The organism is Paenibacillus sp. Lou8.1, assembly GCF_024213565.1.
In the GTDB taxonomy this organism is placed as follows: Bacteria; Bacillota; Bacilli; order Paenibacillales; family Paenibacillaceae; genus Paenibacillus; species Paenibacillus polymyxa_B.
Genome location: NZ_JANAVN010000001.1, coordinates 69,151 through 91,596 on the forward strand (window position 1 = coordinate 69,151; position 22,446 = coordinate 91,596).

19 protein-coding genes and 3 pseudogenes are annotated in these 22,446 nt (G+C 38.0%); 18 read left to right on the top strand and 4 right to left on the bottom strand.

All coding sequences use genetic code 11. The features are described from left to right. Positions 1 to 356: 356 nt before the first annotated feature. The gene (locus tag NLX78_RS00315; RefSeq protein ID WP_254349342.1) at positions 357 to 1,262 is read left to right on the top strand and encodes a hypothetical protein; all 906 of its coding nucleotides are present in this window, start codon (positions 357 to 359) and stop codon (positions 1,260 to 1,262) included. A gap of 543 nt (positions 1,263 to 1,805) precedes the next feature. Here the strand turns inward: NLX78_RS00315 and NLX78_RS00320 are convergent. Further along, positions 1,806 to 2,273 carry a copper amine oxidase N-terminal domain-containing protein gene (locus NLX78_RS00320; RefSeq protein WP_254349343.1) on the bottom strand — a complete coding sequence of 156 codons (468 nt, stop codon included), beginning with the start codon at positions 2,271 to 2,273 and terminating at the stop codon, positions 1,806 to 1,808. A 499-nt stretch (positions 2,274 to 2,772) separates the two neighbouring features. Here NLX78_RS00320 and NLX78_RS26410 point away from each other — a divergent pair, with 499 nt between their 5' ends. The 3 genes from NLX78_RS26410 (at position 2,773) to NLX78_RS00330 (ending at position 4,920) form a co-directional block, all read left to right on the top strand. Next, positions 2,773 to 2,895 carry a hypothetical protein gene (locus NLX78_RS26410; RefSeq protein WP_302057232.1) on the top strand — a complete coding sequence of 41 codons (123 nt, stop codon included), beginning with the start codon at positions 2,773 to 2,775 and terminating at the stop codon, positions 2,893 to 2,895. A gap of 1,048 nt (positions 2,896 to 3,943) precedes the next feature. Continuing rightward, positions 3,944 to 4,573, top strand: a complete 630-nt coding sequence (locus NLX78_RS00325; protein WP_254349344.1) for a restriction endonuclease — start codon at positions 3,944 to 3,946, stop codon at positions 4,571 to 4,573. A 74-nt stretch (positions 4,574 to 4,647) separates the two neighbouring features. After that, positions 4,648 to 4,920, top strand: a complete 273-nt coding sequence (locus NLX78_RS00330) for a hypothetical protein (RefSeq protein WP_254349345.1) — start codon at positions 4,648 to 4,650, stop codon at positions 4,918 to 4,920. Positions 4,921 to 4,963: 43 nt separating this feature from the next. On the opposite strand, the pseudogene NLX78_RS00335 reads toward NLX78_RS00330, so the two are convergent. Then, positions 4,964 to 6,090, bottom strand: a pseudogene (locus tag NLX78_RS00335) (IS3 family transposase); the annotation flags it as partial. A 387-nt stretch (positions 6,091 to 6,477) separates the two neighbouring features. Here NLX78_RS00335 and NLX78_RS00340 point away from each other — a divergent pair. The 13 genes and pseudogenes from NLX78_RS00340 (at position 6,478) to NLX78_RS00400 (ending at position 18,796) form a co-directional block, all read left to right on the top strand. After that, positions 6,478 to 6,948, top strand: a pseudogene (locus tag NLX78_RS00340) (hypothetical protein). Between the two features lie 1,054 nt (positions 6,949 to 8,002). After that, complete coding sequence (locus NLX78_RS00345; RefSeq protein ID WP_052452867.1) at positions 8,003 to 8,734, top strand: YiiX/YebB-like N1pC/P60 family cysteine hydrolase; 732 nt, start codon at positions 8,003 to 8,005, stop codon at positions 8,732 to 8,734. A 65-nt stretch (positions 8,735 to 8,799) separates the two neighbouring features. Next, on the top strand, positions 8,800 to 9,972 hold the full coding sequence (locus tag NLX78_RS00350) for a YncE family protein (RefSeq protein ID WP_254349346.1): 1,173 nt from the start codon (positions 8,800 to 8,802) through the stop codon (positions 9,970 to 9,972). An 18-nt stretch (positions 9,973 to 9,990) separates the two neighbouring features. Next, positions 9,991 to 10,269 carry a hypothetical protein gene (locus NLX78_RS00355; protein ID WP_103744415.1) on the top strand — a complete coding sequence of 93 codons (279 nt, stop codon included), beginning with the start codon at positions 9,991 to 9,993 and terminating at the stop codon, positions 10,267 to 10,269. Positions 10,270 to 10,481: 212 nt separating this feature from the next. Next, positions 10,482 to 10,802: a hypothetical protein gene (locus NLX78_RS00360; RefSeq protein ID WP_254349347.1), complete on the top strand. Its 321-nt coding sequence runs from the start codon at positions 10,482 to 10,484 to the stop codon at positions 10,800 to 10,802. 278 nt (positions 10,803 to 11,080) lie between these two features. Further along, positions 11,081 to 11,698, top strand: coding sequence for a recombinase family protein (locus tag NLX78_RS00365; RefSeq protein ID WP_254349348.1), 618 nt, complete (start codon positions 11,081 to 11,083; stop codon positions 11,696 to 11,698). Between the two features lie 596 nt (positions 11,699 to 12,294). Continuing rightward, positions 12,295 to 12,504, top strand: coding sequence for a hypothetical protein (locus NLX78_RS00370; protein WP_254327760.1), 210 nt, complete (start codon positions 12,295 to 12,297; stop codon positions 12,502 to 12,504). 403 nt (positions 12,505 to 12,907) lie between these two features. After that, a complete protein-coding gene (locus NLX78_RS00375; protein ID WP_254349349.1) occupies positions 12,908 to 14,251 on the top strand; it encodes a WXG100 family type VII secretion target in 1,344 nt (447 codons plus the stop codon). A gap of 3 nt (positions 14,252 to 14,254) precedes the next feature. Next, complete coding sequence (locus NLX78_RS00380; protein ID WP_254349350.1) at positions 14,255 to 14,662, top strand: hypothetical protein; 408 nt, start codon at positions 14,255 to 14,257, stop codon at positions 14,660 to 14,662. Between the two features lie 178 nt (positions 14,663 to 14,840). After that, the gene (locus tag NLX78_RS00385) at positions 14,841 to 15,395 is read left to right on the top strand and encodes a hypothetical protein (RefSeq protein WP_254349351.1); all 555 of its coding nucleotides are present in this window, start codon (positions 14,841 to 14,843) and stop codon (positions 15,393 to 15,395) included. 1,429 nt (positions 15,396 to 16,824) lie between these two features. After that, positions 16,825 to 17,885: pseudogene (locus tag NLX78_RS00390) on the top strand (WXG100 family type VII secretion target). A 28-nt stretch (positions 17,886 to 17,913) separates the two neighbouring features. After that, positions 17,914 to 18,189, top strand: a complete 276-nt coding sequence (locus tag NLX78_RS00395; RefSeq protein ID WP_254349352.1) for a hypothetical protein — start codon at positions 17,914 to 17,916, stop codon at positions 18,187 to 18,189. Between the two features lie 304 nt (positions 18,190 to 18,493). Further along, positions 18,494 to 18,796 (top strand): YunC family protein, encoded by a 303-nt coding sequence (locus NLX78_RS00400; RefSeq protein WP_061831876.1) that lies wholly within the window; start codon positions 18,494 to 18,496, stop codon positions 18,794 to 18,796. A 151-nt stretch (positions 18,797 to 18,947) separates the two neighbouring features. Here NLX78_RS00400 and mtnA read toward each other — a convergent pair whose 3' ends face one another. Next, positions 18,948 to 20,057 carry an S-methyl-5-thioribose-1-phosphate isomerase gene (gene mtnA, locus NLX78_RS00405; protein WP_254349353.1) on the bottom strand — a complete coding sequence of 370 codons (1,110 nt, stop codon included), beginning with the start codon at positions 20,055 to 20,057 and terminating at the stop codon, positions 18,948 to 18,950. Positions 20,058 to 20,062: 5 nt separating this feature from the next. Then, positions 20,063 to 21,286, bottom strand: coding sequence for an S-methyl-5-thioribose kinase (gene mtnK, locus NLX78_RS00410; RefSeq protein WP_254349354.1), 1,224 nt, complete (start codon positions 21,284 to 21,286; stop codon positions 20,063 to 20,065). Between the two features lie 312 nt (positions 21,287 to 21,598). Here mtnK and NLX78_RS00415 point away from each other — a divergent pair, with 312 nt between their 5' ends. Then, complete coding sequence (locus NLX78_RS00415; RefSeq protein WP_069291579.1) at positions 21,599 to 22,069, top strand: Dps family protein; 471 nt, start codon at positions 21,599 to 21,601, stop codon at positions 22,067 to 22,069. Positions 22,070 to 22,446: the final 377 nt, after the last annotated feature.

The window sequence follows — 22,446 nt, forward strand, 5'->3', positions numbered from 1 at the left end:
CAAAATAGTCTAATGAGACTATTGTTCTGCGAAAATAAAGTGTTAGACTGAAAAACAAAGCATTAGACCGTGAAAAATAAAGTTGTAGACTGGCAGCCGGCATTAGCCAACGGGCAGGATAACGCAACCATTAGATGGACTTATGGTTCTCATATGATACAATTTATCCCAGAAGTATCTTCGCGGGTTCATGAAAAGCAGCGGTGATGAACTAATAGGAGACCAACACAAAAAAGTGGTAGTTTTATAGATATGCAATAGTCTACTATAGGATCTTATTCCTCGGTTCGTCTAGCCGATTGTAACGGAGATTCATGAAGTGCCTGGAGGGATGGAAATAAAAGTGTTGCCTGACAATGGACAGAGCGGGACTGGAAGAGCGAAAGTGGAGTGGCAAAGCCCATAAGCGTAGGTCACAGCTCATAATACGAACGGAGAACTATAGCTTAACCAAGAAATTACTGGAAAGTGCGGAAGATAATTTGGATCGCAATTCGCTGAAATCGAGCGGAGATTCACTTCGCAGACAACTGGTGGCACTACGCGCCGAATGGAACTTGGTACTAAAAGGAGGGGCAGGACACATGCAAGAAGAACAGGAAATATTCGCGGGCGACGGATATAACAGGTCGTACGCAATGGCTACGGGTATGCCGATTTTGAATCTTAGGGGTAGCATACCGCGTGAAAGTAACGGCCAACTACCGTTTCCGTGGGTGACAACGGGCATCAGGATTGATAAAGAACAGATGTTGGAAACCGTTATGAAGCAAAAGACACTCGAGTATTTGTTTAATATGCAATTCAGTAAGGAGGAAATGACCGACCGCAATTTGGTTGTAGGCTGTTATGAATACAGGAATCCAAATGACAAGGAACAAATAATGCTATATGCGCTGGTTTCGTTGAAGGAATTTCTCGCGAGATACGGCGATGAACGGGCATTGGAGATTCTGATGCGAGTTGGCTGCACATACGAGAAGATTATGGAGGAATGTGATGAAGCCATTAAAGAACACTTTGCAGTGTTGCGCCGGTCACTTCATTTAAATAATTTGAGGGACAAATATGATGTCGTTTACGAGTGGAGTGAAGAGGAAGGGGTAAAGACGTACATAATCAGATACACCAAATCGAGTTATACGAAGATTAAAGCTAAATCATTCGAAGAGTTGACCAAACTCTATGATGAGCAACGGAAGAAGGATGCGAAGAAGACGTTCGCGACTCTGGAACCGTTAGAAGCATTTATGCAAGCATAAGAAAACCGCCCCTTTACGGGGCGGTCAGAGTGTCGAAAAGTCCTCTGGACTTTCTCGACACTCTGAGGGGATGTAATTCATCCCCTCTTTTCTATGATAAATTGTGTAATATAAATCCTCCTGTGTTTTGCCAAAGTAAAATTATTTGACTTTGCCTCTTTTGCTGAATACTGGTTTCCCCTATCTCTTCCATGTTCAATCCCATAAGTTTTCTCTAGTTCAACAATACAGAAGCGAATGCTCATATGGCTTTATGCATTAATATGAGAATTATTAATGGCAAACAAGCCATATAAAGTTACCCGTATACATTTTATCATTGATCTTTTCCTGCAAACTTGGGATGGTCAATTAATTAGTCACAAAACATTAGCTCTGGTCAACAAAAAGGCTATGTAACATGAGTTCAGAGTGATATGTAAACGAATGTTGAAAGAGGCGGAAATGAATGTTATTTTTAACATGCAAGAGTACGCATTGAATGAGAACTAAATGAGAAAGACTACCTTATAAGTAAAGAAGGTAGTCTAGATTAAAGAAATGTTAATTGGAAGTTGTAATGTTCACATTTAATGTCCCATCTATTTTTTTAGCGTCAACTTTAGCTCCCAATACTTCAGAAACAATTCGCAGTGGAACTTGAATACGAGTTACCGGACTCTGTGGTGCAACAGACAAGGTTTTCTTTTCACCGTTGACATATGCAATTTTGCTACCGACCGCTAATTTAATTACAGTTCCATCTTTTGATTCGATGGTGACTTGTTGTAAAGATTTGTTCCAATCTATTACTTTTCCTCCTAAATTTTCAGAAACAAAACGAAGAGGAACAAAAACTGTTTCTGTAGCATTGTCAATATAGGGAGGCACATCTGAATTAGCTCCAAAATTGATAGGAACACTGTTTACCTCTACATTAATTGTATAACTATAAGGATGTTTGGCGCTAACTGGAATGCTTAATACAAGTGAAAAAATAAGAAATACAGAGACTGTAAAGAACCTTTTCATGATGTATTTCTCCTTTTTTAATTCGAAGTATAATCAATTTACTGAAAAGAAATATCTTTCTGACTGCCCCGATGTAGTATAATCTATTTTTCCTCCATTAGTCCATACATCATTGCTTTTAAGCTGAGACACTACTTGGGTAAACTGAACTGGAACTATTGTTAGTTAGAAATTTCATATTGTTCCAAATAGCAGGTGTAGTGTATCCAAAGTGGAATGGGCTGGTGGTTGAAGTAGGGGAACCCGTAGCTATTGTAGTTAGCTGTTTAACTGACCTACCTGTACTTCCTAACCCATTAAATCTAACAACATAAATCCGAGTTATTCACCATGGCTCCAATATCAATTTGAATATAATTGTTGGATGGATAAGGGAATCAAGCAGTTACAAAATGTCCATATAAAAGATATTTCAATTGGAGAAGAGGAATGACTTAAAGACTATAAAAGGCTACATGAAATATCCTGGGTGAACAAAGAGGAGGTGTATGTAATAACCATGATACACATGGAACCCGTACAAGTGGGTGAGCAAACATTTATCGGAGTCGAGGTCAAACTGCATAAAACAACGCTGCTGACTATCTCCAACTCCGTGGTTACTCATGTGTGGCGCGTCTAAGATATGGCTACTTCAGGGGATTTAAAATCTTCTTTATTTAAGCCTAAAATCAAGCAGGACAAGCTTTCATAAATATTTGCTTCGAACCGTTAATTAAGAAAAGCCGTTGCTTGGACGGCTTCTTTAACCTTGAAATTATTCAGGTAAAATCTACTTATTTCCTCTTATACATAAAAAAAGTAATTGTATACACCACTCCAGCAAAGAGGCTTAGTAGAAACGAGGTTGATAATGTTCTGAAAATAAAAGTAGAAGTGGGTACCGTATAAAATTCAAACATACCGTTGATCGGAGTACTCGTTGTTGTTGGCCCTTTAATAAAGGAATAGTATATTCCTACAAAAAAACCGTAAGACAAATACTTAATTAGATTTTTTTCAAATTTACTCATTTGTTAGCCTCCAATAATGTTTTTGGAAAAGTAGAATTCTTGTACTATGAAGCCATTCAAAGTAATGTAGGAAAAGTCTATAAATATAGCGATCTTAAAAATCTTTGGTAAGGATGTTTATTGATATTATGTCAATTATATTGTTTTAAATCAAGAAAAAGGAATAATGATGTAATCATTATTACTCAATCTTTGGTGTTAGCCCTATGGATAAAACCCCTGAAAATCTAGGTACACAGCGTCTAACATTAACATTACGTTAAATCCAGTCATAACAAGGCTTATGACAGTTTGTCAAAAGTATAAGGAAAAGAAAACTACTTATAATCAGGAATTTTATTCTTTTTTCTTCGTGATTCACTAAACCTGGAATGACGTTCAATAAAATGTACAACATATAAGCTTAAAAAATTGGTCTAGGCTCTTTGCATGTCTATGTGAAGCAAAGGTTACAAAGAGGAAGGCAAAACAAGAAGGAATGTGTATACAGGAGTCAAGAAGAGTCATCCCCCATGAATATGAAGCTATTCGCCTAGCAATAGACGTTTCTTTGTTAACAATTTACTATACTTATCCAAAATATATGGGAAATTATCCCTATATGTTGTATTATAAGATAGTGTGAAAAAGAGCCAAAGTAGCTAAGGAGGAACATTGTTGTCTATATTTGTGATAGTGTGTGTCGTTGTTGTATTGATTGCTTTGGTGTTGCTACGCTTATTTAAGAAGCCTAGAGTTCAGGAACCGTATAAAGTAACGCAGAATATTGACCCTTATAAAATTGGCATTAACGAAATAGACCGTATGGAGGATGGCAAGGACTTTGAAATGTATCTGTTCAGGCTGTTCCAGTGTTTAGGCTATGGTGATGCGTATAAAACACAAGACAGTAGAGATTTTGGAACAGATTTGGTATTTACGGACAGAGAGGGCTACCGTAATGTCATTCAGGCTAAACGGTATGCAATAAGCAATCCTGTTGGTTTGAGCGCAGTTCAGGAAGTGTATAGTTCTATGCGATTTTACAGAGCTAAGAAATCTATTGTCATTACTTCAAGCAAATACACAACTTCGTGTGAACAGTTAGCCAGTTATAATGGAGTAAAGCTGTTGGATCGCAACGATTTAATTAAAATGATTGAGCTATTCAAAGAACAACAGCACAGCAAGGTAAAAGATATTATTGAAGCAGAGCCATACTTGAGTTTGGATTCATGGGATGATTATAGGAATAAGGATAAGATTAAGGATCGTAAGGCTGAAAAGCTTATCGCTTCAGGTAACTAGATACTGGTGACTCTTGTAGTAAAACCATGATTTTATTAGGGTGCATAAGAAAGAAATCTAGTGGAGGATTAAGCGTGGAAATTATAACTAAATATTTGCCTTTAGTCGGAGCTGGATCTGTAGTCGCACTAGCCGTACTAATTTTCAAAGCTATTGCGTTAATTAACTCAACTCCTCTTGAAAAGCTATTGTACAAGAGTAACAAGAAATATATGATAACACCACTGTCGATTGCTCTAACTGTTGCTTCTACTGCTATACTAATTGTCATCATGGGTTTTTTTACAGGTGATATCAAAACTATAAAAGACTTCAAGGGGATAATAGGGACTGACCCCCGTTTGTGAGACAGGGATCAAAACACCTTTCAAGTTTAAGCAGCCCGTCGCTGTAATCTACCGGCGACTGGTTATTTAGTTTCGTTTGAATCCGAATTGAGTTATAGTAGGTGACGTAGTCTCGAACGGTCTGTACAACGATTGCAGTCGTTGTACAGATGAGATATTCAAGGTAGAACGTTTCAGACTTTAGTGTGGAATGAAACGATTCGATGGGGGCATTATCAGCGGGCGTTCCTTTTCGGGACATGCTCATGGTAATGCCTTTTCCCTTTACTGCAGCTTGATAAGCCTGTGACGTATATACGCTTCCTTGGTCGCTATGAAGCAGCATGCTTGTCCGTTTTGGAAGTTGATTCAGCGTATCCAAAACCAAGGACGTGTCTTGCTTGTCCGCTATACTGTAAGCCACAATCTCCCCATTGTACAGATCTAGAATGCTAGAGAAGTACAACATTTTTCCGCCAAACGGTAAATAGGTGATGTCCGTGACGAGCTTTTGCAGGGGCGCCTCTGCATGGAATTGCCGCTTCAGCAGATTTTCTGCCGGATAAGCGGGCTGCCCAGTGATCTTTCGTTTTTTCATCCTCACGCGGCACTGTAGCCCCTCACGCTGCATAATCCGCTGAACCCGTTTGTGATTCATTCTTTGCTCTGCCCGAAGGAGTGCGGTGATTTTCCGGTAACCATACCGAAATTTATGATGGATGCAAAGCCCCCGGATTTTCTCCACCGTAGCATCTGTGTGCTCTGTCTTCACGGCTGCTTTCCAGCGGTAGTAGGTCGCTCTTGCGATCCCGAGCCATGTACAAGCCTCAGACACCATCACTTCGTCTCGAATGGATTCGACCCAAGCAACGGCAACTTCTGGTTCCACCTCCTTTCCAGTTCCTTGTACTTTTTTAGTAGGTCCAATTGCTGCTTCAGGAATCGGTTCTCCGCCTTTACTTTTTCAAGCTCCGAAGAGTGCTCCGGACCTTTTCCGTAGCTGTATTGTTTACCCACAGGTTGCTCCAGACGATGTACTTCGCCTTTTCGATACCACCTCATCCATGTTTTTAGTTGTGTCTTATTCCGTATTCCCAACTGCTCCATAACCTCTCTTACCGGAACTCTTGCCAATCTCATTTCAATAGCTTTCATCTTCACTTCTACTGGATAGCTAACTCTCGTTGCCAACGTAAAAACACCTCCAAGGTTATCTCCATATCTTACGACATGGCTTGATTCTCTTGAAGGTGTTTTGATGTGTCTCACGTTATGGGGTCAGTTCCATATTAGGAGCTTTAATTCTTAGCTTTTTATTATGTTTAATTATTTATGTGACTTTATATTTTGTAGCAAAGAGGATAGGAAGAGTATACTATTTCACAGATAATATAAACGGGACAGATATTGAGCTTTACTTATTAAAAACTACTGATGAGGGTTATATTTTATTGTCTGATAAACCAGACATTTATTCTAGGGATGGATTTAAGATATTAAAGAAACAAGAAGACATACTCAATAAGAAGATTTATTCAAAGACAATCAATTCATAGTATTGGAGATGATGATCTAAAAATGAATCAAAACCAGCATTACACAATGACCTACACTCTGAACAGCGGCATCAAAGGAAGTGTAAACCTATTCACCAAACAAATATAGGACTGGATAGAATCTTATCGTGTAGGCAGTAAATATGTAACAACAGTAGGCAGAGAGCATTTTGGATTGAATCCTGAGCTTGTAGCAGATTTTAAGGTACATAATGAATATTCTGAGCAAAGGGAACATGTAACAGCATTACAATCTACAGTAACAAGTAAGGCCAGTGAACAGTTAACAAATGCATATAGTCAGCATAAGGTATTGATTCAAGTAGAGTGTAAATGTGGAGCTTCCTATATAGAGAAATCAACATACAGAAAGAACAAATGGGGCTGTAAAGAATGTGGTGATATTGTATTCTTGGATAGCAAAAAGGGTATGGTGGATACGAATAAAGGAAAAGCATGGTATATGACAAATAAGTATTTCGTTGAGAGGTAAGGAGGCTTCTTTGAATTTGAGAGGTTAGATTTGAGTTTCTTCTATTATATATATGACATGAACCAACTTGATAGAGTGAAAACTGATGAAAATAACACTTCCATTCCGCGATTCTTGTTACGATTACGATACGTGTTTGCTGTTTTTAAAAACATAGATATTTAAAGGATTTCTTAAATTTTAATTGCACACAATTTATTAGGTGAAAGTCTTAAAATCCCTTGATGTACCAATCTTTTTTGAAGATTTTTCTCCGATACCAACGATTGAAACCACGATGCAAAGTAATTCTCCACAATTCCCTTTATTTATCTGTATTTTCACTGTTTTCTCGATACGGCAACGATGTAAATATATTCAGGCATAATTTTGAACCATAATGGCTCAAAAAGTCATATGGAATATAGTATTTATGCACATATGAGTAATTTTCACGATTGAACTTCGATACGGGTGTAGTTACAGGCTATCTCTACAGTGCCTCCAAAGTTGGTGAAACCCTCATATGGTTGACACAGCGTCAACTTCCTATCCACTTTACTGAGAACATCAAAATATTACTTTCAAACTATGATTACAAGTAGCTTGAAAAAAGTAGATCAAATTGACTTTTGTTGAATCTATGTATATAATTTGAATATATTGGATAGGGATTTTTATCCAAAAGCTTAGAATATACATTTTTAATCAAAATTAGAGATTATAGCACATGTATAGATCGCTCAAATCTATATTTACCATTACATACTTTTTTAACATAAAGCTCTGTATTTAGCCTTAAAAAAATTGATTGTTATTGGACGGTTACTCTGCCGGACATAAACAATATATTCGCAATTGCTACTTCTTACTTAGAAGGTGATTGCGTAAGCTCGTATTTCTATTTGACTTATGGAGCTAACTAACTAAATTTAACATACATCATCCTCCAAAAAATAGACATACGAGACTCTGTCATATGGAGGGACAAGAAATGAAGTATGGATAAACATGTAGACAAACTTTGAACGGAGTATTCTCTTATATCAATTAAATCCCATTTGGAGGTATAATCATGAAAAAAGTTCTTAGTTTAGCTTTTTCCGCTAGTCTTGCTCTAAGTATCCTTCTTCTTCCCAGTGCAAACATTTATGCAGCCGATGAAACATCGCCTTCCTTCAGTGTTAATGACAATTCTTATCAGAAAATGAAAGATGCTGGAATGAGTGATAATGATATTGAGTTACTCCGTAAACATAATGAAAATGATCTTCGTATCATAAAAAGCGGGGAATTGGAAGAGAAGGCATTGAATGACCAAAAAACTAGCCAATCGCTCACTGATAGCTCGGAGAATCCTAGGTTAGCAGCATCAAGTTTAGGAACAGTTGGTGATATTTTGGTTGCCTATAACGCAAGTTCGTGGGGTATTGATTTCGGATATCCAGGACATGCTGCTATTGTTTCCTTACTAAGTGGTAAAACAGTAGAATCGTTCCCAGCTGATGGAGTTCAATATCACACAAATGATTGGAGAGGTCGCTCAAATGTTTATGGAATGAGCGTTAAAGGGGCTTCGGGTTCCCAATATAGAGCAGCTGCACAATATGCAGCTAATCAAATTGGAAAACCCTATAACTGGAATTTTGTTAATCCATGGACAGAAGCTAAATTTTATTGTTCACAGTTGGTATGGAAGGCTTGGAAAACTCAGGGGATTGATGTTGATTATATAACAATTGATCCTATTGTTACCCCAATGGAAATAGCTAAATCCGGTAATACTTCAATTTACTATAGTAACTAACAAACCTAATCACTCACAGGAATATATATTTTTTCCTGTGAGTGATTTCACTAAGGGGGGACATTATGCTCTTTAAAAAAAGAATAAGAATTATTGTTGCAACTTTATTTTTACTTGGATTAGCAGTTTCAACGTTTTGGTTTACTACAACACATCATTCATTGAAAAATATAACAAAATCAGAGACATTTACTGTTGTTTATTCTAATGCAATGGATGACGGTGCAGAAATTGTGAAATACAGCAATAAAGGCGAGATTTTAGACAAAAAAAACTTAGTTAATGCCCAGTCACTTTATTATTTTGCCAAAGTAAAGAATGACTATTATTTAATGTCTGAACGAAAAAATAGACATTACATACTTAATCAAAATGGAATTCTTCAACCATTTTTTGGACCTAATAAGTATGGAAAAGATAGGAATATCGGAACTTCATTTTTAAAAGAAAGCGACAATCATCTATTTTTCTCCATGAACGTGGGTATTAATCCGAGTTATTCTCCCACACAGTACACCAATGAATTGGTTTATTTCGATAAAAAAAATTTGAAATATAGAAATATTCTTTTGAATGGATATTTATTATCAACCGTTGAATACAATAATATGGCATACACTTTATATGTGAACAATAATGATAATTCTGTAGGTATTTATGTCATTGATTTAAAAACATCAAAGAAGATCAAACAATTCACTATAGAAAATCGTTTACATGGTTTAAAAGAATACTTTCCGGTAGGCCAAAATGGAGCATCACTACAAATATTTAAAGGCAAGCTTATTGTATTTCTTGATGGCAATACATCTGATACACAATTTCATCCTATAATGCAGATAATTGACCCTAAAAATGGTAAGTTAGAAAATGAAACATCATTGTCAGATACTTCATTTTTGTTTTATGACAGCCAAATTTACAACGATAAATTATATATTCTCTCTGAAGACTTAAATTATACTATTTTCAATGACCTCAACAAAAATCCTAAAAAGTTGAGATTAAAACAAAGCAATTCCGTCTCCGAAAAAATACAAAATGAGAAAGGAGTAATATCTGGAGTACACTATCTTGCAGGATCTGTTTTTGTCCTATATGATTATGTCAAAAATTCTCCTGCTGATAGAATAAGGGAAATAAGAGAATATGACTTATTGACAGGCAAAGAATTACATGTCATTCCTCTAGCATTTAAATCAAACAAGGAAATGATTCGTTTTTTTCTGACTAATTAACTTTAAGGAGTGATTATTATGATTTATTGGTTATTTCCAAAACTTAATCCCCTCCTCCCTACTTTTATATTTTGCCCCATTCTGGCAATCTTGATCGGAGTATGTTTCGCCTATTTCAAAGGAAACATCTACTTAGGATTAATACTAGCCTTGTTACTGCCTCTTATATTTATTGCCACTAATTTAGAAACCATTGCAGTTAATATAGATGCTTGGCTTCTATATGGTTTTATCTACGCAATTATTACGTTTGTGGCTTATAAGATGGCGTTTTCACAGTTAGGAAAAACGAGTTAATTTTTTCACACTATTATCAATAGTCACCACGACCAACTTTTCGCACACTAACTTAGGTATAACAGGCAACGATGCATCTCTAGAGTTCAATCCAGTTTATTTGCTAATTGGAAATCATTCCGGAAATGATGGGTCTGGTTACCCGATTAAAATTTCTGGGAATGGATATGCAAATTAATTAATGAAGGGTTAGGGAAGAAGTGAAGGCTAAATTGAAATTTTTGGGGTTGGCTGCCCTTACTGTTACGTTTGCTGTAGTTATTGGTAATAATATTTTTGCTAGTGACGATGCTTCTGAAGAAATGAAGGGCGTTACAAAAGCAATAGTCCCTGATAGTGTATTAGAAGAACTTAATCATCCTGATAAAATTTATACTAAAGATGGATTATTTATAAAAAAACCGCAATCTCTCCATGATGAAGATAAATTCAATCAAGATGAAGTAGTCTACGACGTTTCAAAGGCTACTGATGAAACTAAAGCAATCATTCAATATGACGCTACTTACATCAAGGAAGAAGACAGTAAATAGATTTGTGTACTAAAGCATTTGAAAAGTTAAGTTGTATAATTGGAATATCTAGGGCGACTTCGGTTGCCCTTTTTATTATGCTCAATTTAGCCAAGGTCTTTTTCAACACTATGTCATAAAGTATACCTTTTGCAATAGAGGTCTATTATATGTCATAAGTGGTAATGGTACATGTCAAATAGTATATAAAATATTTTGAAATGTTTCATATGTATTCATATACATTTTGACATACTTTTGCTATAATATAATCAGTGAAATAGCAAAGGATGATCCATATGAGTGAGATTAGACACTATGGTTACATAAGAGTATCGACGAAAGATCAGAACGAAGCTAGACAATTGGAAGCAATGCAAGGTTTAGGTATCATGGAACGAGATTACTTTATTGATAAGAAAAGCGGCAAGAATTTTGATAGACCACAATATCAAGCATTGAAGAGTGTACTTAGAAAAGGCGACATTCTGTTCATCAAGGAACTAGACAGACTTGGACGGAATGCAGAAGAAATCAAACGTGAATGGCAAGATATTACGCACGAGATAGGCGCACACATTGTTATTCTTGATATGCCTATCCTTGATACTAGACAATACCATAATGGCTTGGAGAAAGTTATATCCAGTATTGTGCTTGAATTACTCAGCTACATGGCAGAACGTGAACGTGAGAAGATAAACGGTAGACAATCTGAAGGTATAGCAGCAGCAAAAAATAATGGTGTGGTATTTGGTCGGCCTAAACAGGCAATAAGTAATGACTTCATTGCGGTTTATAAGGAATGGAAGGACGGGAGCATAACAGCAGTTGAAGCAATGAAGCGTGTAGAAATGAAGCCTAACACATTTTATCGTAGGGTAAAGGAATATGAGCAACAGAAACAAGTAGGATAAAATAATAATCATGTGTACACTACGTACACACTCACAAGCCTAGTGTAAGCATGCTAGGTTTCTTTGTTTATTAATAACCACATATTAGGATATGTAATTTGAATAAGGGGGGATAGTTTACACCTAAAACGCCTATTAAATTACCTAATAATGCAGCAGCACATCTCCCCCCACACTGAAGTTACTTTGCTTATGATGGTTAGGCTTATGAACAATTTTCTCCGATGTCGGGGAATTTAAGTAGCGCAATCACGATATATTCTAAATTTATCTCTAGATGAAGTCAAAGTGGAGTATCGAAATTTAGTGGAAATGGGGTAATGGTATGAAACGCATAATCAAAGGGTTGTTCGCGAGTACCTTCTTATTGGTGTTAGTAGCAAGCACACAAATAATGCACATTCAAGATTTTAGTATGTCACAGCCAATTTCTAAAGGTGGTATCTCAGTATTTGGTTGGCATATTGGAAGTTAGTACATTTTAAATAGTGTGAAGCGTTTGTTCAAATGAAGAATATTAAGTCACATTTAAGGGTTGGACGGGATTATCCGTTTAGCCTTTTTTGTGTGTAAACAATTGATTGGAGGTGTGCTGGATGGATATAGGTGAATTAGTACAGTATTTAAATCGGATGAGTTCTAGCATTAGTGAAATAGGGGATAAAACTAGTTCAGGTTTACAGGACATTGAAACTAGATTGAGCAACTTAGATAGCACTCTTACTATGACTAATGTTTTACTCATCATTCTAATTATTGTTGTTGCCCTAAATACATTTCTAAAATGGAAAAACTCAAAGAATTAGTCATCAGCTCATTAAATATGTTCATTCATGAATGCCCCTATAGATGCCAGAAAGCTGCGGCGATCTGGTTAGGGGCATATTCTTATAGATTGAGTATAGAAGCTACTAGTACATGAAAAAGACTGCGAGCCTTAAATACAATCCAGTATTTCTCAAAAAATTAGAATAACCAAGCAACACCTACATAATTGTAAAAACTTCTAACGTCCATAGAGGGATAAGGTGCTACGTTGATTCATGTAACTTATAACAAGGGATTATAATACTTTTGACATAGTAACCTGTCTATTGCAGCCCATTGGTCACATAATATAAAAGGAAATATCAGGATGATAGATGGATTTCCCTAAATCAACCCTTCTGATAAGATTATTTCCATCAAAATTAAAGTGGGCGTGATAGAATGGGGAGAATATTAGTTCCACCTGACAAACTGATGGAAGTTGCTGATCAGTTCTTACACGGAAAGCATGAAATGGAACGTATGCTGAATTTTTTGAGTGGACGAATTGATTTTGTCCAACAAGGTTGGTCTGGTGCTACCCGAGAGAGGTTTTTCCAAGATTTTCAGGTTTCTCGACAATCCATGAGTGTGACGCTTGAGCGACTATCAACAGTAGCACAAGAACTTATTTTTATTTCAAAAAACTTTACACAGGTGGACGGGGAGAAAGTCGTATTGGATGTGCCGTGGCTTGGTACCCCTGTTAAAACGGCATCCACAGGTGAAGGTTGGTTACATAAAATCTTTGAACAAATTGGACAAGCTGAGATCACCAAGGCTGAAGCTCAATTGGAAGCTAGCAAACTTCAAGGAGAAATCCTTTGGGATACTGCACAGGGAGCAAAAGGAGCTATTCAGGGGAATTTGACATTGGGGATGCTGCCTGATAAAGAACGAGTTTATGATCATCCCATGGCAGCTAAAGTAGGAGAAATTCTCGGGAATGTAGCTACAACATTGCAAGGGGCTGGTGAGGTAGTAGCTGGATTGGGTGGAGAAGGATTATCAGTTGCTATATCATCTACAGGCGTAGGGAGTATAATCGGAGTACCCGGATTAATTGGATCGGCAGCGTTGGCGGCGCATGGAGCTACAACTGCGGTTAAAAGTGCAAAAGGAGTAGGAGAAAGCTCAGCAGAATTGTGGCAGATGGCGAAGGGAGAAGGTGGAGGCTCAGCTAAATCTACTCCATCTTCGGGAGCTAAGGCAGAAAGTGCGACTCCTACTGAAAGTAAGGGGAGAAATCAGGAAGAACTAAAGCAAAGATTGTCGCATGAACGTGAATTGAAAGCAGACAAGAAACCCGAAAATCGTATGGAAACATTAGCTCAAGCTGAAAAGAAAATTGCTGAACATAAAATGCAGATGGAAAAACTAATCGACAGTGATGGGAACTTTAATCTTAGTAATGGAGTAATAGAAAATGGAAAAATAAGCGAACACCAACTACAATCTTGGGTTCCATCAGGAGCAAGTAATAATTTTAGACCTGATCCTGGTATTATTGAGAGTGGTTATAAGTATAATTTTAATTATAATGGGACAAAGGTTGAAATAAAATGGCATTCACCACAGCTTAACCTGAGCAGCAAGCTTTCTCCATCTGAGCTTGCTACAAGCAATTCCTATAACGGATGGAGCGCACAAATTAAAATAGGAAGAAAGTATTTGGGTACTGACGGGAATTTGTATAGAAATAATCAGCAAAATATTACCCATATACCAGTTGATCTTGGGAGGTAAACAATGAATTTGAATGAAATTAAACAGTTGCCTGATACTATGTCTAAAGAACAGTTAGAGTCCTATATTATTCAATATTTAGACTCCATTGAAAATTTAGGGAAGATAAATATTCTTGAAGCGTTGGAATGTTTTTCAGAATTTGCTGACAGGAAGACTTATACTTACGAATTGTTAAGTGATTCGTTGAGAAAAAGATTAGACAGCTTTGTCCAGAAAATATGGGATGATACATCTTCAGAGTTAGTAGATGTATATTCTTCAGTTGTTGTCAATCTGAACTTAAAAAGTAGCTATAACTTGATGAAAGAATCTTTAAACAAAGATTTGGATGAAGATGTAAGGGAAATCATCGAGGAAACTGTAAATGAAATTGGTGAAGATATAGAGGTTCCATTTAAAATGAACTAATATATGAGTTCAGAGCTAGATATACATGATCTCAGACGACATTGATTTGCCTCCAAGCTTGCTCGTTAAACATAGGGAGTGAGCTTTTTTCATAGCTAGCCTATTTGCTACACCTTGCTCCAATATCAATCTGAATTTGGTCAGTAATTATTTCAAGGAAGGATGAGGAAGGAAAAGTATGAGAAAAGCAGTTATATTTTTATTGTCTTTTTCATTATTTTTTGTTTTTGGAGGAATCATACAAGCAGCAAGTGTTAGTGATTCAATAGCCAAAAAAGCAGACCATGCGTACAACTCAAACCTTAAAAACACTGCTTTAACAATCTCATATAAGCAAAAAGGGAAACAATTTAATTATAAGTTCCGATATATACCTATAAAAGATTTGTTTGGTGGTTATGTCGATTCAGTTTCATGGGATGCTAAGAAGAAGGTAGCGCTTGTAGGAAATCAAGGTAAAGTGTTTGTATTGAATGTCTCGGGGAAAGAAATAACTCCTTTAAGTAACCAAATAGTTGCACCGAGAGAATGGACACGTATTTCAAAGGGGAGCGTTGAAATAAAAGCATCAGTTATCGCTTATGTTTTTGATAGATACGGTAACACTTATAAAGATAAAGAAAGAGAAGCTTGGAGAGAAAAACTTGATTTTTTAGATATAAAGGAAACGGATGGTTTACCTGGTATAAGAGATGGCTATCTTCATGTTTCTCTAACATACAATGACAAATGATATCAAAAAAGGTGTAGTCAACTTAATGACTACACCTTTTTTGATATTTGTGGAATATTTTTCCCCACAGTTATACACATCTTTAATTGTACATATAGTCTGGTTACAATTTTATCAAATAGGTTACATCTGAAAGACAACTGTAGACAGTTTCGAACTCTGGTATTCAAGCTAAGGGCTGACATGTAGGAAGTTTGCACGTTTGTATAAATAGTATGGGATGCTTGTTCGTCTTTAATCTTGAAAAGATGTGGTTATGAATGTTACAAAAATGGTACTTCTAATCATTGCGGCTAGTTTTTTGTTTATCGTTATTATACCTGTCCAGTCGAATAGCCATCAGGTTAATCCATACTATGACCCAATTGGTGGAGCATTAACGTAAATGAAATTTGAATGAAAAAGTTTTGAAATAATGCAATCCTAAAATGGGTCTAATTACAAACTCAACAGGTTTACCGTAGAGGATTTTAATAATTCCTAATACGAGTTAATGGGAAGCAAGGCAGATCATTAAATCAAAAAAAATTAAGTGAAGGTTAGACGAGACTGTCCTTCTAGCCTTTTTTGTATGTATGGTTGAAACGTATTTATGTTTTCCTCGAAAATATCTCAAAAATAAAGCCCTCCTTTTATAAGGAAGGCTCTTGCCTTTAGAAAGCTGTGATACAGCATTCACAACAATCCAATTGTATAGAATAGAGTGCATAGTCAAGGTCTTACGTTACTGATAAATTGATAATATCCCACAATAGCAAAAAAAACATAAAATAAAACAATCGCTAAGACGGAAAAGCCAGCTATCTTCCAAGCCTTCTTCTTATTCATGTTACCTCCTTGATTATTGAATTATTGGGAAGGCACATGCAGATTATTGACCGCCCACAGGTTTAAAAGGAAAAAGACGATAAAAATCGCTAAAATAACTCCAATTATGATGAAAATAGTTTTCTTTTTCATTGGTTTAAGTTGATTACCCAACCATCAAGTTGAGCCTTGCTATTACCATAGGTAAAAGGCAATTTACCAGTAAGAATAACTACTGTATTTTTCAACTTCAATAAAAACACATCCTTTACCATGTTTTTTAATCACCATCTAACCGTAACATAAAAAAGGAACTATTTGTATGTTTTTATAAATAAAATTGGTTGCCATGATAAGAGGAAAACCAAAATAATTTTGGTTTGGCAAAAACTCAAGAGGATATTGCCAATGATTTGAACATAACAACTCAGCAGCTACATAACTATAAAAAACTCCTAACGTTGATCCCTGAGTTGCAGGATATGGTTGTCGTTACGCACTATAAGGCCTTTAGACATAGGTAGAAAGGTTAATTCTTCACATAACAATTAGGAATTAAGATGGTTTTCCATAAATTTGAATAGTGTTGTTATGTCATAACGAACTCAAACAGATGTATATTATGACAACAATTAAAGTGACACCTGAGCAGCTTATGACTGTCTCCAATCAGTTTGAGTTAGCACAGCAAACGGCAACTCAAATGAATAGTCAATTGATGCAGCAAATTTCTTTTATGGAGCAGTCATGGGATGGTACAACTAAACAACAATTTTATAGTCAATTTCAAGTCTCTCAGAAGAATATGAATGACTTTGTTACCCTGACGGATTCTATTGCTAGGGAATTACGTCACCATGCAGATAAATTCAGATTAGCAGATCTGATGGAAGCAGGTAACATTGACGCAAGTTGTTTACCACCTCCACCTAATTCATGTGCTGTTCATGGAATGACATGCTCAATTTCGGTACATTTGGAGTAACAGGTATGATTCAAGGGGCATTTAATCCAAACAATGCGTGGTCAAAGGAACACTGGGCTAATATGATCGGTACTGCTGGATTACTTGGAGGAGTTAGTTCAGTAATTAAACCTAAAATTGGGTTATCGGGGTCTGTAAAATATACTCCGTTAAAAGATGGAACTACCCGAATAATAGAAGGTGCGGACAATACAAGAAAAATTATAGATACTAATGGCCTGCGTAATGAAGTGCCTTTAACTGAAGCACAAATTGGAAGTTTAACTCAGTATGCAAAAAAAATAGGAATGCCAGAAGAAAATATCCGTGTAGCGGGGCCTAATGATACTTCTCCTACAGGATTATTATTCGATACGATTCTTAATATAAATAATGATGTACTTCCTTCTAATGCCACAGGTAAATTAGCAGCTAATAGCCGGATTACTGGTCATGGAACAATAGCTCATGAAGTTGTCGGGCATTATGAAGCAGGACTAGCCGGAAAATCCTTTCAAGTTATGGATGATGAATTTAATGTTATAACTAGGAACTTTGCACTTGACGAAGCTCAAGCAAGTATCCGAGCTGCAAGATTTGCTCCTGACTTGACTCAATTAGAAAGAATCATGCTTTTAAGAGATGGAATTACTAGATTAAAAAACGAAGGTATCAAAATTAGGGAAGTTAAAGATATACTGTTCATACATGAACGTTAGTTAGAATGGAGATGTTCTTTTGGAGATTATGAAGTTAGAAGAGATTATTAAAACACCCAATAAAGGAATCATTTTAATTGGAACAAATATTGAATTAGATAAGCCGGATTATACCAATTTGAAAAGTTTGATAGGTTCAAAAATACAAGTAGATAAGTTAGATGGGACGAAATGTGAACTGGACGTATTGGATATTAGCATTTCTTTTTCCATTGCTAACCTTCCACTCATTGGTATTAGTGTAAAGGATTCGGAAAATATTAAAGATATAAAAAAGGGGACAAAAGTAGTGCAATTACTGTAGATTTATAATGTATTGCGATTTTCATAAAATAAATTAAGGCATCTGAAAAAGTGGAGTATGCGAATCGCATACTCCTATCTTTATTTATAGTGTTGTAAATATAAACAATGAACTTACGCCTACAAAATATTTAAACAACTAAACGAAAAGAACATTGTACTGAATTTTGCCCAAAGTTAGGAGGCCCCCTCGAGTTATAGTTATTCACCATGATATTTTGAACGTATCCACGGGCGTCCACACTTACCCGGAAATGCTGCATAAAATATCCCGGGTGAACAAAGAGGAGGTGCATGTAATAACCATGATACACATGGAACCCGTACAAGTGGGTGAGCATACATTTATCGGAGTCGAAGTCAAACTGCCTAAAACAACGCTGCTGACTATCTCCAACTCCCGTGGTTACATCATGTGTGGTGCACTGGATGTTGGACTGCTCAATGAGCGGCTGGCGGATCGGAAAATTCTTGCCGCACGAGCTGTGGGGGTAAAAACGCTGAAAGAATTGTTGGAAGCGCCGATGGAATCGGTGACGACAGAAGCGGAGCAACTGGGGATTAAGCCAGGTATGCCAGGATACGAAGCACTTTTGAAACTGGTGTAATGAAGCCTATGTGCATATGTTGCATAAAAGTAGAGGAACAAGAACCGAAAAAAACCGGACTTTTTGGCTCCGGTTTTTTTCTATGAGAAGTTCTATTCTATCGAGAAGAATTCTTTGAATTATATACGAACTATATGATCTGCAAGAACAATTATTCGGCAAACAAATTGGTCAGGCTCTCGCTAAAGGGTGCTTGTACAATTCCTTTTTCGGTAATGATGGCGGTAATGTACTCATGAGGTGTAACATCGAAAGCTGGGTTGTAGACTTTGATGCCCTGCGGGGCGGTCCTTTTACCAAAGCTTTCGGTAACTTCCTCCGCAGAACGCTCCTCGATCGGAATATCTGCGCCTGTTGCGGTCTGCAAATCAATGGTAGATAGTGGGGAAGCGACATAAAAAGGAATGCCATGCGCCTTCGCTAGCACAGCTAGACTGTATGTGCCGATTTTGTTGGCCACATCGCCATTAGCAGCGACTCTATCTGTGCCGACAATAACGGCCTGTACCCATCCTTTGGACATCACCATGCCCGCCATATTGTCGCAGAGCAGGGTGACATCAATGCCTGCCTGCTGAAGCTCGAAAGCGGTCAGGCGCGCACCCTGCAGCACGGGGCGGGTTTCGTCAGCAAATACTTTGAGGTGGATGCCGTTCTCCTGCGCAAGGTACATCGGCGCGAGCGCTGTTCCGTATTTGGCTGTCGCCAATCCGCCTGCATTGCAGTGAGTGAGTACGCCCATCCCGTCCTCGAACAGAGGTAAAGCATGGATGCCGATCTGGCGACATACTTCTTCATCCTCTGCCTGAATGGCTATGGCTTCACGCTCCAGCCCGGCATTCCAGTCTTCGACCTGGCCTCCGCCAGCTTCAACGATGAGTTCCCCGGCCCGCTTCTTCATGCGGTCCAGAGCCCAGAAGAGGTTCACGGCTGTCGGCCGTGAGGTAGCCAAATGTCCGCACACGGCATGTACATGCTCCAGCCACCCAGCAGCGTCGGTGCCGTCGTAGGCGGTAGCTCCTAGCACAACGCCGTAGGCCGCTGCCATCCCGATGGCGGGCGCACCGCGTACCTTCATGGCATGTATGCCATCCCATACTTCATCGGCCGTGAATAAATCCAGCATGACAATCGTTTCGGGCAGCAGACGCTGATCCAGCATGGACAAATGGTTACCTTTCCACACCAGCGAAGATAGAGCCTGCCTGGACACTGCAGCTTTCCCGGAGGTTAGGGGTGCCGAATCTTTCTTTTCACTCATATTCATTAAGCTCCTTTAGTTTGGGCAGCTGTTGCTGTCCGAACAATGTCTCCCAGTTTCCGAATCGAATGAAGCTCGCGATTGCGAAGAACCAAGGATTTACCGATAGATAACGCCAGACGTTCCGCAGCTTCCTTGATAGCAGGATCGGCAATGGTGTCGATATCTGCCACATGCGACAGGCTGATGATACGGCGAATCACTTTGCACCCTGCAAAACCAATCGTATCTTGCAGTACTTTCTGGAGATACAAGTCCTGATATCCCGCTGTACGTGCCATATGATCGGTGACATGCTCGTCCCACAGTTTACGGAACCTACCCTCAAACTGCTCCCATACCTGAATGGCAGTCTCCAGAAGCCAGTCACGTCTTTCCTTTAGAGCTTTCTCGCCAGAAGTCCATCCGGGCTGAGCTGCGTAGTTCAACAGCAGATTGGCGATCACCGCTCCGATGTCAAAGCCCATGGGGCCGTAGTAGGCAAATTCAGGATCAATGACTTTAGTCGATTCGGTCGTTACGAAAATGCTGCCAGTATGAAGGTCACCGTGCAGAAGCGCTTCGGTTCGTGTCAAAAACTTTTCTCGCAGCAAAGCCACTTCCAAGTGAAGCACTTGATCTGTACGTAGCACCTCTGCTTCGTCTTCGATGTAGGCACCATAGTTGTTATTATCTGAGAACCGATACGGTTCATCCAGAATCAGATCTTCAGTTATTTTGCAGAGATCTGGGTTGATAAAGCGTTTAACCAGGTCTTTTTTGTCCTGCTGATTCATGCCCAAATCTGAGGTGAAGAAGAGCGTGCGTGACAGAAACTCCCCAATATGATTAGCGAAATATGGATAGGTGTTTCCTTCTATTAGTCCCTTGCGCATGATGGTGTGTGAGCTAAGATCCTCCATCACGGTCAACGCAAGCTCATCGTCATACGCCAGTACCGCAGGAACCAATTCGGGGCAAATATGGTGTTCCTGCTGAAGGGCCTCGCGTTCAATACGGGCACGATCCAGTGAAAGCGGCCAGGATTCACCCACAATTTTTACATAGGGAAGTGCCTGCTTGGCAATGATACTCTTGTTAGATTCAGAATCCGTAATATGAAAAACCAGATTTAAGTTACCATCACCGATTTCTCGGCATTCCAGACGGGCTTCCTGACTAAAAAATCCGGGGATGTTCTTCACGAATTCGATTGCTTCTTCAGTCGTTAAAGGATGATATTGGGACAACGAAGTCACCTCCATAAATTGTGCGCATGTAAATAGTTAAAAAATATCACAAGATTAAACCAAGTATTTTGATAGGATAGAGAAAGTATAACGAAAATCATTGAATTTTTGTACATTTTTTTTATGGGGATTGAAAGAGGAAGAAAGGAGTACTCTTCTTTTTGTTTCGACTCCGTATAGAGAGGGTAAATATGAGACAGACGTCCGGCAGGTGATATTAGGATGCCCGCTGGAGTCTTACCGTCAGCAATGACGGTGATGGATACGTAAACGTTCCTGAAAATCAATTTGATGAAAAAGGAAGGGATTATGATGGCTAAAACAACAAGTAACTCGAAAAATACGCAAACCAAATCGGTGGAGGAACTTTTAAACCGTCAAGTCGCTAACCTCAATGTGTTATATGTAAAAATTCATAACTATCACTGGTATGTGAAAGGCTCCAGTTTCTACACACTCCATGTTAAATTTGAAGAGTTATACAATGAAGTGACATTGAAAATGGATGAAATCGCCGAGCGTTTGCTCGCGTTGAAAGGTTCTCCTTCCGCAACGTTGAAGGAATACCTGGAGCTGTCGTCGATTCAGGAAGCAAACGGCAACGAAGATGCTCCCAAGATGGTACAAACCTTGATCGAGGATTTTGCAACTGTATGCGAGGAGTTTCAGGAAGGTATCGAACTGGCGGAAAGCAATTCCGACCAGCCAACTGCAGATTTGCTGATCGGTTATAAAGCGGATCTGGAAAAACATATGTGGATGCTTCGCTCTTATTTGGGCTAATTGTCAGAATTTCGATTCATCACTTATGCCTAGTTCGGTGAATTTAATTCCACTCCATAGTGATGGGGTTACGCTCTGAAATAAACCCTTTACATGTAAAACGCTACTGACGTCATGCTGTCAGTAGCGTTTTTATGGCTGAAAAGAGATCATGCATCTCATGTTTTTTGTACAAATTTATAATTATAAAGACATTCGCAGGATGTATTTTGCCATTTGTGTGCTGGTAGGTGAACATTTTATGAAGAAAGTTGGATAACGTGTGTCTGTTGGTTGCACCCTTCAAGATATTTATTATAAAATAACTTGAGAATCATTGAGAATCAGTTTAGAATGATTATAAATAAATTTTTAAATATTACTTGAAATCAGGGGGC